A 12677-nucleotide genomic window follows, 5' to 3' on the forward strand; every position below is an offset into this window, starting at 1 on the left:
CCGGGGTCGCGGGTCAGCCCTTCTGGCGGCCCTTGAAGCGCGGGTCCTGCTTGTTGATGACGTAGATCCGCCCGCGGCGGCGCACGACCTGCGCGCCGGGCTTGCGGACCAGCGAGCGCAGGGAGGAGCGGACCTTCATCGCTGCCCGTAGCGCCGACGGAACTTCTCCACGCGCCCAGCGGTGTCCAGCACCTTGGCCTGGCCGGTGTAGAAGGGGTGCGAGGCCGAGGAGACCTCGACGTCGATCACGGGATACTCCGTGCCGTCCTCCCAGGTCACCGTCTTCTCGGAGCCGCGGGTGGAGCGGGTCAGGAACGAGTAGCCGGCGGCGGCGTCGCGGAAGACGACGGGCCGGTAGTCGGGATGGATGCTCTGCTTCATGGTGTTCTCCTCACCAGCTGGATTTCGTGATGCCGGGCAGCTCGCCACGGTGGGCGGCGGCGCGGACGCGGACCCGGGAGAGCCCGAACTTCCGCAGGTGCCCGCGGGGCCTGCCGTCGATCGCGTCGCGACCCCGCAGCCGCGTGGGGCTGGCGTCCCGCGGCAGGCGCTGCAGGGCGCGCTGGGCCTGGACCTTCTCGGCCACCGGTGTGCTCGGGTCCTTGATGGCGCGCTTGAGGGCGCGACGCTCGACGGCGTAGCGGGCGACGATCTCTGCGCGGCGCTCGTTGGCCGCGATCTTCGAGGTCTTCGCCATCAGCGCTCCTCGCGGAACTCGACGACGGAGCGGAGCGTCGGGTCGTACTTCCGCGCGACCAGGCGATCGGGGGTGTTCCGGCGGTTCTTGGTGGTCATGTACGTGTAGCCGGTGCCGGCCGTGGAGCGCATCTTCACGGTGGCGCGCACGTCGGTCTTCTTCGCCATGGGTGTTCCTCTCAGAGCTTCTCGCCGCGGGCGCGGATCTCGGCCACGACGGCCTCGATCCCGCGACGGTCGATGATGCGCAGGCCCGTGGTGGAGACCTGCAGGCGGACGGTGCGGCCCAGGGACGGGACGTAGAACCGCTTGGACTGGATGTTGGGATCGAACCGGCGCGAGGTGCGCCGATGCGAGTGGGAGACGTTCTTGCCGAAGCTCGGTGCGGCTCCGGTGACTTGACAGCGTCGGGACATGACGGCAGATTCTAGCTACTGAGAATCATTATCGTCAAGCGTCTGGAGCAGTACCGGTATGTCCGAGCCTCATGAGATCCACCGTCGTCAACGACCGGGAGCGGCGGAATCTTCCACGCCTGTCGCCGTCGTCACTGCGATCGACGCGGTGCTGAGGGATTCGCTGGTCGCGAGCCTGCTGCTGGACGTCCCGGGCGCCGTGGTGCTGCGCTACGAGGTCGACGTCGAGTCGGTCACCCTGCGGCGGCTCGTCCTGTCCGCCGACGGCATCGCGGAGGACGAGGAGGTCGTCCTCGTGCACCCCTGCGCCTCGTGCGCGATGCGGGAGGACGCCGTGCCGGCCTTGAACCGGCTCGCGAGCGACCCTCGCATCAGCGTGATCCTGCTCGCGCCACCGATCTCGGCGGACCCCTCGATCGTCGCCGGCACCCTGGCGCCGCACCAGCGCGCATGGCACCTGGCGAGCGCCTCGACCGTGCTCTCGGCCGAGAGCCTCCACGAGGACCTCCTCGGCGATGCCACTCTGGCCGAGCGGCAGCTGCAATGGGCCGAGGGCGACGAGCGCAGCGTGGGCGAGGCGCTCGCCGCCCAGATCGAGTACTCCGGGCTGCTCGTGCTCGACGCCGACGGGCCTTCCGACGCCGACGGCGAGGCTGCCACGCAGCGGATCGCGGCCGGCCGGGAGCTGCTCGAGCATCTGCGTGCACCTGACCAGCTGCTGGCCGTCGGACTCCATGACCTCGAGAGCGGCTCGATGCATAGCGGGGCGCTCGACCACCAGGCGGCCCTGTTGCGCCGCGACGCCCGCGTGGTCGAGCCCTACGGCGGGCCATCGGCGCACGGCACCTGGACTCTCGACCTGCACTCCGAGCGGCCTTTCCATCCCGATCGCCTGCTCGAGAACATCGAGGCCCTCGGCGGCGGGCGCCTGCGCAGCCGCGGACGCTTCTGGGTGCCGGACCGCCCCGACACCATCTGCCAGTGGGACGGCGCCGGCGGGCAGGTCTCCATCGGCGCCACCTGGAAGACGGGCCGCGAGCTGCCGACCACGCGGCTCGTGGTCACCGGGGTCGACGCGGCAGATGTCGAGCGGGTGCGCGCGGCGTTCAGCCGCAGCCTGCTCACCGAACACGAGTGGGCCGCAGGCCTCGAGCCGTGGATGGGGGCGGAGGACCCGCTGGCGCCGTGGCTCGGGGAGCGCGGCGTGCTGCGGTGAGGACCCGATCACCCGGTCCGCCACCCGACCCGCCCTCGACGCAGCCGGCGGGCGCTGACAGACTCGTCTCAGCCCTCGGCGCCATCGGCGGCGCCTCGGCAGGGCTTGGATCCGACCACGGGAGTGACCATGGATTACCGACTTCTCGGCTGCAGCGGAACCGTCGTCTCGGCGCAGACGCTGGGCACGATGACCTTCGGCAAGGAGGCCGACGAGGCGACCTCCTCCGACATCATGACCGCCTTCGTCGAGGGCGGTGGCAATTTCTTCGACACCGCCGACGTCTACACCGGCGGCACCTCCGAGGAGATCATCGGCCGCTGGCTGGCCGAGCACCCCACCGAGGCCGAGCAGGTCGTCCTGGCGACCAAGGGCCGCGCCCGCACCGGCGACGGCCCCAACGACATCGGCATCTCCCACCGCCACCTGCGCACCGCGCTGGAGAAATCCCTGCGCCGCCTCGGCGTGGAGCACGTGGACCTGTACCAGATGCACGCCTGGGACGCCCTGACCCCGGTCGAGGAGACTCTGCGCTTCCTGGACAACGCGATCTCCGCCGGCAAGATCTCCTACTACGGCTTCTCGAACTACCTGGGCTGGCAGCTGACCAAGGCCGTCCACATCGCCGACGCCCACGGCTGGGCCCGCCCCGTCACCCTGCAGCCCCAGTACAACCTGCTGGTGCGGGACATCGAGCACGAGATCGTCCCCGCCGTCCAGGACGCGGGCATGGGCCTGCTGCCCTGGTCGCCGCTGGCCGGCGGCTGGCTGACCGGGAAGTACCAGCGCGATCAGGAGCCCACCGGCGCCACGCGCCTGGGGGAGAACCCGCAGCGCGGGATGGAAGCGTGGCAGAAGCGCAACGACGACGAGCGCACCTGGCGCACGATCGACGAGGTGCGCGCGATCGCCGACACCCACGGCGCCTCCCTCTCCCAGGTCGCCCTGGCCTGGGCCGCCGCCCAGCCCGCCGTCACCTCCGTGATCCTCGGCGTGCGCACCGTGGAGCAGCTGCGCGACAACATGGCAGCCGCCGACCTGCAGCTCAGCGACGACGAGCTGCGCCGCCTCGACGAGGTCAGCGCCCCGCAGATGGACGACTATCCCTACGGTCCGGCCGGGATCAAACAGCGGCGCCGGCCGCTGACGAAGGAGAGCTGAACCGGAGCGACCCGACGGTCAGTTCTCCGATCGGTGCCCCCGCCGCGCCTCGCGGTCGAGCACAATGAGTACGTCGGCCGGGCCGCCCTCGCAGCCGAAGGCGTGGGGGAGCATGGTCGGGAACTCGGCGCTCTGATTGGTCTCGACGCGGTAGCGGCGCTCGCCCAGCAGCACAACCGCGGTGCCGGAGAGGACGACCATCCACTCCTGCCCCGGGTGGGATCGCATCTTGGTGGGGGCGGGCGGCGGCTCGGTCAGGCGCCGGCGCAGCACGACGGTGTCCGGGCTGCTCTGCAGACTCCACCGCAGCGCGTCCAGGTGGCGGTCCATGACGGGGTTGGAGACGACGTCGTCGGTCGCGGATTCCACCAGCTGGTCCAGGCTCGTATCCAGCGTGCGGGCGAGGGTGACCAGCTGATCCAGGGATAGCCGCCGCTGGCCGTTCTCGATCCGCGAGAGGGTGGACTGGCTGAGGTGGGCGCGTTCGGCGAGGTCGGCCAGCGACCAGCCCTGCGCGAGGCGCAGGCCACGGATCCGTTTGCGCACGAGGCCGTCGACGGCGCCATCTTCTTGCGTCATGAGCAAGAGTATATGCCTGCGAGGCAACACCTGCCTAGTCTCAGGGTGACGCCTCCGCGGGAGGCTCCCGACGACGAGAAGGACTCTCCATGACTGACACACGCTCCACCCCTGACTTCGAGGCCCTGCCGGAGGGCACGGTGGATGTCGCCGTGCTCGGCGGCGGCGCCGCCGGCCTGAGCGGCGCACTGATGCTTGCCCGCTCCCGGCGCTCCGTCGTCGTCATCGACGCCGGTACGCCGCGCAACGCCCCGGCCGACGGGATCCACGGCCTGCTCGGCCATGAGGGCGCCCCGCCCGCCGACTACCTCGAGCGCGGCCGCAGCGAGGTGCGCAGCTACGGCGGCCGCATCGTGACCGGCACGGTCGCCGCGGCGCGCCCCGCCGATCCGTCGGCCGACGGCGATCTGCGCTTCACCGTCGAGCTGACCGACGGTCGCCGCCTCACCGCTCGCCGGCTGCTCATCGCCACCGGGCTGCGCGACGAGCTGCCCGACGTCCCGGGCCTGGCCGAGCACTGGGGCCACGGCGTGGTCCACTGCCCGTACTGCCACGGTTGGGAGGTGCGCGACGAGCCCATCGGGCTTCTCGCCCGCGGGCCCATCTCCGCCCACCAGGCGCTGCTGTTCCGCCAGCTCACCGACGACCTCGTCTACTTCCGGCGCGGCACCGAGCTCGACGACGAGACCCGCGAGCGGTTCGACGCCCTCGGCATCAAGATCGTCGAGGGCGAGCTCGCCGAGGTCGTCCCGGATGAGGACGGGACCATCGCCGGGGTCCGTCTGGCCGGCGGAGAGGTCGTGGAGCGCCGCGTCCTGGCCGTCGGCACCACCATGCACGCGCGCACCGAGGGCCTCGAGCCCCTCGGCCTGCCGATGGAGGAACTGCCCCACGGGATGGGTCGCCACATCGTCACCGGCATGGCCGGTACCACCGAGGTGCCCGGTGTCTGGGCCGCCGGCAATGTCGCGGAGCTGAGCGCGCAGGTGGGGGCATCGGCCGCGGCCGGAGCGCTCGCCGGGGCGCACATCAACGCCCAGCTCGCCGCGGCCGACGCCGACGCCGCCGTGGCCGCGCGGAAGGTGGACACGGCGGCGTGAGAGCTCAGACGCTCAGCAGCACCTTGGTGGCGCGGCGCTCGTCCATGGCCCGGTAGCCCTCGGGAGCCTGCTCGAGGGGCAGGGTGAGGTCGAAGACCTTGCCCGGGTCGATCTTCCGATCCCAGATCAGCTGGATCAGCTCGGGCAGGTAGCGGCGCACCGGGGCGGGGCCGCCGTGCAGATGCACGGCGGAGAAGAACAGCTCCTGGCCGGGCAGCTCGACGTCGTGCGATACGCCGACGAAACCGATGCGGCCGCCGGGGCGGGTGCCGCGGATCGCCTGCATCATCGACTCCTGGGTGCCCACGGCCTCGATCACGCTGTGCGCGCCGAGTCCGCCGGTGAGCTCCTTCAGCCTCTCCACCCCGGCGTCGCCGCGCTCCTCGATGACGTCAGTGGCGCCGAACTCTCGGGCCAGTGCCTGGCGGTCGGCGTGGCGGCTGAAGATGATGATCCGCTCGGCGCCCATCTGCTGCGCCGAGAGCACGCCGAGCAGGCCGACGGCCCCGTCGCCCACCACGGCGACCGTCTTGCCGGGGCCGGCCTGGGCGGCATCGGCCGCGAACCAGCCGGTTCCCAGCACGTCGGAGGCGGCCAGCAGGGAGGGGATGAGGTCGGGATCGGGCGTGCCCGGGGTCTTCACGAGCGTGCCGTCGGCGAAGGGGATCCGGGCGCGCTCGGCCTGGGTGCCGATCTCACCGTCGACGAAGATCGCGTTGACGCAGCGCGAGGGGTGGCCCTCGCGGCAGATCTCGCACTGGCCGCAGGAGATCACGAAGGAGCCGACGACGAAGTCGCCGACCTTGAGCGTCTCGACCGCGTCACCGATCTCCTCGACCACGCCGACGTACTCGTGGCCCATGTGCTGGTGGTCGGGCTGGTCGGCGCCGCGGTAGGGCCACAGGTCCGAGCCGCAGATGCAGGTCGCGGCCAGGCGGATGACCGCGTCGGTCGGCTCGAGAATGGTGGGGTCCTCCCGGTCCTCGACGCGGACGTCGCCGGGGGCGTGCATGATCACGGCGCGCATGATGTCTCCTTGAGGGGTCTGTGCATGGACGTTCCCATGGTGCGCCGAGAGGGCGGCTGGTGGGGAGTGACTGATGAGGGGTGTACTCGCAGGGCACCCCAGAGCCCCCAGAGCATCCCGGTGCCCCGAGAGGGCGGCCTAAGGTGTCGCCATGGACAACAGGTCTCAGGTGCGCGAGTTCCTCACCTCCCGCCGCGCCAAGATCACGCCGCAGCAGGCCGGCCTGCCCTCCGTCGGCGCGCGGCGGGTGCCGGGGCTGCGCCGCAGCGAGGTGGCGCTTCTCGCCGGGGTCAGCGTCGAGTACTACGCCAAGCTCGAGCGCGGCGGGATCGGTGGCGCCTCCGCCGCCGTGCTGGATGCGCTCGCCCGAGCGCTGCAGCTGAACGAGACCGAGCGGACCCACCTGCTCGATCTCGCGCGCGCGGCCGACGGCATCCCCGCCTCGGGCAGGGCCCGTCGGCCCTCGAGCAGCCGCACGGCGCTGCGACCCAGCCTGCAATGGGCCCTCGATTCGCTGACCGACGGGGTCGCCTTCGTCCGCGACCCGCGCCAGGACGTGCTGGCCACCAACGACCTGGGCCGGGCCTTCTTCTCGCCGCTGATCGGGGACGGCGGGCGCACCCCGAACCTGGCGCGCTTCCAGTTCCTGGACCCGGCCTCGAAGGACTTCTACCCGGACTGGGAGCTGTTCGCCGAGATGTGCGTGGCGATCATGCGCATGGAGGCCTCCCGCGACCCTCACGACACGGAGCTGCAGGACCTCGTGGGCGAGCTGTCCACCCGCTCGGACCTCTTCCGCACGTTGTGGGGCCGCCACGATGTGCGCCAGCACGGAGCGGGGACCAAGCGGTACAACCATCCCGTCGTGGGAGAGGTGTCCCTGGCCTACGAGGAGCTCGCGATCACGGCGGAGCCCGGCTGCGTGCTGATGATCTACACGGCCGAGCCCGGGTCCCAGAGCGCCGAGCGACTGCAGCTGCTGGCCAGCTGGGAGGCCTCCCGCCGCGAGGAGGCACGACGGGCCGCGCTCGCCGAGGAGGGCTGAGCGGCAGGGCTCACCCGAGCAGAGCCAGCGGGACGACGCAGACCCCGTCCGGGCGCCGGTACGCGTCCGATCCTGTCGTCAGCACGACTTTGCTGCGGAGTCGAGGGCCGATCTGTTCGCCCAGCCAGTGCAGATGGCGGACGTCGCCATCGTCGACCGTGCGAGCGAGCTTCACCTCGAAGGCGACGACACTGCCGTCATATCGCTCCAGGACCAGATCCACCTCGCGGGTCCCGCCCCGAGTGCGCAGGTGGAACACTCGTGCCTCTGCCGCTGCTCCCGCAGCACGGATCGTCAGCGTTGCCAGTGATTCGAACAATCGCCCGAACAGGTCGGCAGCGCCGTCGGCTCCGGAGAGCAGCGAGCTCTCCGAGACGTTGAGCAGTGTCGTCACCAGGGCAGGATCGGCAAGGTGATGCTTCGATGCCTGTGTCAGCCGGCTCATCTGCGAGAACCCCGGCAGCCATGCGTGGACAGGATCGAGAATCCACAGCTTCGTGAGGATGTCCCGATACGAGAGCGCGGTGGCCTTGGAGGGCTTGCTCGAGTCACCCGGCGTAGCCGCGTCGAGGATCTTCGTGTAGTCGGTGGTCGTCGACGTGGCACTGGCGTAGGCCGAGAGCCAGGCGCGCAAGGAGGCGGGCCGGCGCACGGAGATCCCCTCCGCAGGGATGTCCCGGTCGATGATCCGGTCCACGTAACCGGCGAGAGCTGCACGTCGCGCTCGAGGCGGAAGCGCACGGACATCGGGCAGCCCGGACCCGCAGATCTCTGCGGCGTAGTCAGCCAGCGTGAACTCGGTGTGCCCCCCGATCGTCGAACCCGGCTCGAAGAGGTCGGTGATCCGGACGGAGGGATCGGTGGTCGGGCGCTCGGCCAGGCTCAGAGGCCGCATCCTCAGCGAGACGATCCTGCCTGCCCCCGAATGCGCGTCGACCCCCGTCTGCGGTGATGCGCTGCCGGTCAGAAGATACGTGCGCTCGCTGCGGGCATCGACGGCGCGGCGCACCGCATCCCAGATCTCGGGGAGATGCTGCCACTCGTCGATGAGGACGGTATCGGCACGGGAGAGGTGGAACTGCGGATCTGCGGCGACGAGCGACCGGATCGCGGGATCATCCAGAGCCAGAATGGCGTCTGTTCGCCGAGACGCGGTGGCTGTCTTCCCGACGCCTTTGGGGCCGTCGATCGCGATGGCCGAAAGGTCTGGGAGGAGTGCGTCGAGTTCGTCGTCGATATAGCGTTGCAGGTACGAGCCCGCCGGCCGTTGTGCAGGCTGAGTCATGGGACCTCCTGCCTGCGACGATACTCCCTACTAGTCGTTCTGCCAAGGTTCTACTAGTCGTCTTGCCACCGATCTACTAGTCATCCTGCCAAGGAGTTACTAGTCGTCCTGCCACCTGTTGAGGGAGCGTCGCTCAGCGCTCAGCGCTGCTGGGCGGCCATCCACTCCCACAGATGCATGCCCTGGTGCGAGGGATCGTTGCGGGCGACGTAGATCCAGGAGAAGTGCCCGGGGTAGCTCTCGCCCTCCCAGGTGACGTCGTCGTACAGGCTCATGATCGAGTCGGGGATCAGGCCGTGGGCATGGACCGTGTTCGCCTGCGGATCCACGGTCGTGTCGTCGGCCGCGGCGATCAGCCAGGTGGGCGTGTCGATGGCGGTGAGCTCGTCATCGGTGACGAGGCGGCCCGGGGAGTCGCCACGCGCCTGGACCACGCCGCAGATCGGCACCGCGGAGGCGAACGCGCCGGGGTTCTCCACCACCATCTTCAGGCTCATGTAGCCGCCGTTGCTGCAGCCGATCACGTGGATGCGCTCGCGGTCGACGGGATGATCCGCGGCGACCTCCTCGATGATCTCGTCGATCAGCGGCTCGAACGCGGGGCCGTCGTCCATCCACGCGGACGTGCACTGCGGAGCGACCACGATCGCGCCGCCGAAGATCTCCTGCGCCTGGTCGGTGGCGAAGGCCAGGGCGCCGCGATTGGCACGCAGCTGGGTCTCGTTGTCGTAGTACTCGATCTCCCCATCGAACAGGCCGCCCTCGCCGCCGCCGTGCAGCCACACCACCAGCGGCAGCTCGCGTGCGCTGCCATGCCCGTGCGGGGTGAACAGGCGGTAGTTGGTGCCGGAGGCGGAGACGTGGGAGCTGAACGCGTCGACCTCGGCGTCGACCAGTCCGTCCTGGACGAACTCCGCGATCGTGCCGTGCCCGTTGCCGTGGGCGGGCAGGGGAGTGTTCTGGGCGAGGGTGTACTCCAGATCCAACACGACGTTGCGGCTCGCCTCGTCGAGGTACTCCAGGGTGCCGGCGCCCTCCACGTCCGGGCCGTGCTCGAGATCCAGGGTGATCCGGCCCCTGTGGTCGGCGCGCGCGGCGGTGACGGTGCGGTCCACGTCGAAGGCGACCGTGCCGGTGACGGGATTGGTGCCGGTGGCGTGCACGCTGAAGGACTCCGGGGAGAACTCGCCCGGGATCAGGCCACCGCGGCGACCGGCGTCGATGACCACAGAGGTGACCTGCTGGCCGCCGTCGAGCACCTGTGCCTGGAGGGTGAAGCGCGCGGTACGGGCCGGTGGGCCACCGGGGCGGGCCGGGGCCTCGCCGCTGCGACCCTGGGCGGAGGCGGTCGGGGCGAGAGCGGCCAGGGCCGCGGCGGTGCCCGCGCTGCCGGCGGTCAGGAGGGTGCGGCGGGGGAGAGGGGCGGTCATGGGAACTCCTTCGTCCGGATGAACCATCAGGGATGAGCCATCAGAGGTGGCCTGAGTCACCGTACCGGGCCCGCCCTCCCGTGATCACCCCTCGGTGAGCTCCTCTTCCATGAGGGCGTCCAGGCGGTGGATCACGCGCCGGAACTCGGTGTTCCGGATGCCGGTACGCCGCCACGCTGCGCGCCCGCGCTGGTAATCGGTGAAGGCGGGCCGTGCCGCCAGGTCAGTCATCGTGTGTGCTCCTTATCCGTCGGTCCGGCCGTCCCGGCGCGCGAGGCGACGGGGCAGCCGGGTCTCCACGTGTTCAACTCATTCGTCGTGCCCCTGGTCGGAGCTCATCTGGTCCTCGGCCGGCGGCGTCTCGCCCGGGGGCACACCGCCGCCCTCCTCGAGCCCGGTGAGGTTCTGCTCCTCGGGATCAGGGTTCGCGTTGGCTCCGCGGTCCTCGTGGGAGTCCGGGGTGTCCTCATGCAGCGGCCACGGATCGGCCGACGGGTCGGTGTCGGGATCCTGACGCTTCGGATCAGCGGGGCCGGGGCCGGAAGTCTTCTCTGACATGGCCACAGCGTGCCAGCGTTCGCCACCGCGCGATATCCATCGGACCATTCGGAAGGTCGCGCAAGGTCTTCTCGTGCCAATCTGGGGCCATGCCTCGCGACATGACGCACGCCGGCTCCGGACAGCCCAGCCCCGACCGCGACGGGGCCGGTCAGGTTCCACTGCTGAGCGCCTCCGACCACGCCCGGGTGCTCACGAGAATCCTGCTCTCACCCGTGGTCAAAGGGCCGATCGTGCGCCGGCCCGGACCGGTGAACCTCGTCGAGCGCTTCGACCTCGACAGTGCCGGCGTCCGCGAGATGCAGCGATTGCACGAGCGCTACGGCGACGGGCCCGTCCAGCTGCGGATCCCCGGCCGCCGACTCGCACTTGTGCTGGCACCCGCGGACGTCCACCGCGTGCTCGACGGCACGCCGGAGCCGTTCACGCCCGCGACGCTCGAGAAGCGTGGGGCGCTGAACCACTTCGAGCCCGAATCCTCCCTGGTCTCCTCCGCGCAGGAGCGCCGGGCCCGTCGGCCCCTGAACGAGGAGGTCCTGGAATCCTCCCGGCCCGTGCACAGCCATGCGGAGGTCATGACCGCCGCGATCGAACGCGAGGTGACCTCCCTGCTGGGGCACGCCGATTTCACCGGCACCCTGGACTGGGACGGCTTCGCCACCGCCTGGTGGCGCATCGTGCGCCAGATCGTCCTGGGCTCCGCCGCCCGCGAGGACCACCAGATCACCGACGACATCCGGCGCCTGCGCCGACGGGCGAACCTCGCCTACGCGATGCCGCAGAACCGTCGGCTGCGCGAGAGCTTCCTGGCGCAGCTGCGCCGCTACGTCGAGGCGGCCGAACCCGGCAGCCTCGCCGAGATGGTGGCCCGCACCCCTGCCTCCCGGGACGCCGAACCGATCCAGCAGATCCCGCAGTGGCTGTTCGCCTTCGACGCCGCCGCCTGGGCCACCTTCCGCGCCCTGTCGCTGCTGACCTCCCATCCCGGCGCGGTCGAGACCGCCCGGGAGGAGATGACCCGCGCCCCGGAGCTGCCCTACCTCCGCGCCACGGTGCTGGAGTCGCTGCGGCTGTGGCCCACCACCCCGCTGCTGCTGCGCGACACCACCGAGGAGACGACCTGGCGCACAGGTTCCCTGCCCGCGGGGACCGCGGTGATCATCTTCGCCCCGTACTTCCACCGCGATGAGCGCCACCTCGCCGAGGCGCATCGCTTCGCCCCGCAGCTGTGGCTGGAGGGGCACGAGCCGGGCGAGCGGGACGACCGCGCCTGGCCGCTGGTTCCTTTCAGCGACGGGCCCGGCATCTGCCCCGGGCGCAACGTGGTGCTGCTGACCTGCTCCATGGTGCTCGGCGAGCTGGTCCGGCAGCGCTCGCTGTCGGCGCAGCAGCCGCTGGATACCAGCACGCTCCCGGGGAGCCTGAGCCCGTTCTCCTCGCGGTTCACGGTGGCGCCGCTGCGCTGAGCACCGTGACGAGTTCCGTTCCGATATGTTCCGAGCCAGGGAACATATCGGGACCGAACGCGGCTTCGGCAGGGGGACTCGGCCGTCGTCGCGCACGCAGCAAGGCAGAGTAACGTCGGCCACGGTTGCACGGATCCGAGACGATTGATGGAGGAGTCACCATGGTAGACATCGAGAACCTGTCGCAGCAGGACGTCGTGGACAAGCTCCGCGCCTCCGACCTGGTCATGCTGACCACGGCGTTGCCGGACGGCAAGCTGTTGTCCCATCCGATGGCGATCCAGGAGGTCACCGACGATGCAGACGTGTGGTTCTTCATCGGCCTCACGGGTGGTCAGGCCGATGCGCTGCGACAAGAGCCGCATGTGAACCTCGCCGTGGCCGACGCCGGCTCGTGGCTGTCCGTCGCGGGGCGCGCCGAGTTCGTCGACGACCACGCCAAGATCGACGAGCTGTGGAGTGACCGAGCCGCCGCCTACTTCCCGGATGGCAAGGATGACCCGGACCTCGGCCTGCTCAAAGTGGTCGGTGATTCGGCGCAGTTCTGGGGACTGCCCGGTGGGAAGGTCGCCGGGATCGCCCAGATCCTCAAGGCCAAGGTCTCCGGGGAGCGGACCGCCGGCGGCACGGGCACCACCGAACTCTGATCCCCACGCAACGGGGCGCACCGCTCCGCGTTCCCCGACAAAGGAGCACTT

The 12677-nt window shown here is 70.7% G+C and carries 17 protein-coding genes; 6 read left to right on the forward strand and 11 right to left on the reverse strand.

Going from position 1 to position 12677, the window contains the following annotated elements; all coding sequences use genetic code 11:
* Positions 1 to 13: 13 nt before the first annotated feature.
* From ykgO to rpmB, 5 genes are read right to left on the reverse strand one after another with little or no spacing between them, the layout of a single operon-like run.
* Positions 14 to 139 (reverse strand): type B 50S ribosomal protein L36, encoded by a 126-nt coding sequence (gene ykgO / locus AC5020_RS01050; protein WP_377803988.1) that lies wholly within the window; start codon positions 137 to 139, stop codon positions 14 to 16.
* On the reverse strand, positions 136 to 381 hold the full coding sequence (locus AC5020_RS01055) for a type B 50S ribosomal protein L31 (RefSeq protein WP_464986870.1): 246 nt from the start codon (positions 379 to 381) through the stop codon (positions 136 to 138). The genes ykgO and AC5020_RS01055 overlap by 4 nt, the downstream gene beginning before the upstream one ends.
* Before the next feature lie 10 nt (positions 382 to 391).
* Positions 392 to 697: a 30S ribosomal protein S14 gene (gene rpsN / locus AC5020_RS01060; RefSeq protein WP_464986871.1), complete on the reverse strand. Its 306-nt coding sequence runs from the start codon at positions 695 to 697 to the stop codon at positions 392 to 394.
* On the reverse strand, positions 697 to 864 hold the full coding sequence (gene rpmG / locus AC5020_RS01065; protein WP_377792285.1) for a 50S ribosomal protein L33: 168 nt from the start codon (positions 862 to 864) through the stop codon (positions 697 to 699). Before rpmG ends, rpsN begins: the two co-directional genes overlap by 1 nt.
* An 11-nt stretch (positions 865 to 875) precedes the next feature.
* Complete coding sequence (gene rpmB, locus AC5020_RS01070; protein ID WP_464986872.1) at positions 876 to 1112, reverse strand: 50S ribosomal protein L28; 237 nt, start codon at positions 1110 to 1112, stop codon at positions 876 to 878.
* Positions 1113 to 1170: 58 nt separating this feature from the next.
* On the opposite strand from rpmB, the gene AC5020_RS01075 reads away from it, so the two are divergent.
* Complete coding sequence (locus AC5020_RS01075; RefSeq protein WP_464986873.1) at positions 1171 to 2328, forward strand: GTP-binding protein; 1158 nt, start codon at positions 1171 to 1173, stop codon at positions 2326 to 2328.
* 129 nt (positions 2329 to 2457) lie between these two features.
* Positions 2458 to 3489, forward strand: coding sequence for an aldo/keto reductase (locus AC5020_RS01080; protein ID WP_464986874.1), 1032 nt, complete (start codon positions 2458 to 2460; stop codon positions 3487 to 3489).
* An 18-nt stretch (positions 3490 to 3507) separates the two neighbouring features.
* Here the strand turns inward: AC5020_RS01080 and AC5020_RS01085 are convergent, their stop codons facing one another.
* Entirely contained in the window at positions 3508 to 4068 is a 561-nt protein-coding gene (locus AC5020_RS01085; RefSeq protein WP_464986875.1) for a helix-turn-helix domain-containing protein, read from the reverse strand.
* Positions 4069 to 4157: 89 nt separating this feature from the next.
* Between AC5020_RS01085 and AC5020_RS01090 the strand changes: the two genes are divergently transcribed.
* On the forward strand, positions 4158 to 5168 hold the full coding sequence (locus tag AC5020_RS01090; protein WP_464986876.1) for an NAD(P)/FAD-dependent oxidoreductase: 1011 nt from the start codon (positions 4158 to 4160) through the stop codon (positions 5166 to 5168).
* A gap of 4 nt (positions 5169 to 5172) precedes the next feature.
* Here the strand turns inward: AC5020_RS01090 and AC5020_RS01095 are convergent, their stop codons facing one another.
* A complete protein-coding gene (locus AC5020_RS01095; RefSeq protein ID WP_464986877.1) occupies positions 5173 to 6195 on the reverse strand; it encodes a zinc-dependent alcohol dehydrogenase family protein in 1023 nt (340 codons plus the stop codon).
* Positions 6196 to 6346: 151 nt separating this feature from the next.
* Here AC5020_RS01095 and AC5020_RS01100 point away from each other — a divergent pair, with 151 nt between their 5' ends.
* Positions 6347 to 7240: a helix-turn-helix domain-containing protein gene (locus AC5020_RS01100; protein WP_464986878.1), complete on the forward strand. Its 894-nt coding sequence runs from the start codon at positions 6347 to 6349 to the stop codon at positions 7238 to 7240.
* Between the two features lie 10 nt (positions 7241 to 7250).
* On the opposite strand, the gene AC5020_RS01105 is transcribed toward AC5020_RS01100, so the two are convergent.
* From AC5020_RS01105 to AC5020_RS01120, 4 genes are all read right to left on the reverse strand, one after another.
* Positions 7251 to 8525, reverse strand: coding sequence for an ATP-binding protein (locus AC5020_RS01105; protein WP_464986879.1), 1275 nt, complete (start codon positions 8523 to 8525; stop codon positions 7251 to 7253).
* A 140-nt stretch (positions 8526 to 8665) separates the two neighbouring features.
* Entirely contained in the window at positions 8666 to 9955 is a 1290-nt protein-coding gene (locus AC5020_RS01110) for a prolyl oligopeptidase family serine peptidase (RefSeq protein WP_464986880.1), read from the reverse strand.
* A gap of 84 nt (positions 9956 to 10039) precedes the next feature.
* Positions 10040 to 10186 (reverse strand): hypothetical protein, encoded by a 147-nt coding sequence (locus AC5020_RS01115; protein WP_377018903.1) that lies wholly within the window; start codon positions 10184 to 10186, stop codon positions 10040 to 10042.
* Between the two features lie 78 nt (positions 10187 to 10264).
* Complete coding sequence (locus AC5020_RS01120) at positions 10265 to 10513, reverse strand: DUF6480 family protein (RefSeq protein ID WP_377018904.1); 249 nt, start codon at positions 10511 to 10513, stop codon at positions 10265 to 10267.
* A gap of 89 nt (positions 10514 to 10602) precedes the next feature.
* On the opposite strand from AC5020_RS01120, the gene AC5020_RS01125 reads away from it, so the two are divergent.
* Both AC5020_RS01125 and AC5020_RS01130 read left to right on the forward strand, forming a co-directional pair.
* On the forward strand, positions 10603 to 11979 hold the full coding sequence (locus AC5020_RS01125; RefSeq protein ID WP_464986881.1) for a cytochrome P450: 1377 nt from the start codon (positions 10603 to 10605) through the stop codon (positions 11977 to 11979).
* Between the two features lie 161 nt (positions 11980 to 12140).
* Positions 12141 to 12626, forward strand: coding sequence for a pyridoxamine 5'-phosphate oxidase family protein (locus tag AC5020_RS01130; protein ID WP_377018906.1), 486 nt, complete (start codon positions 12141 to 12143; stop codon positions 12624 to 12626).
* Positions 12627 to 12677 lie beyond the last annotated feature (51 nt).

It is taken from the genome of Brachybacterium sp. SYSU DS0246, from assembly GCF_059391765.1.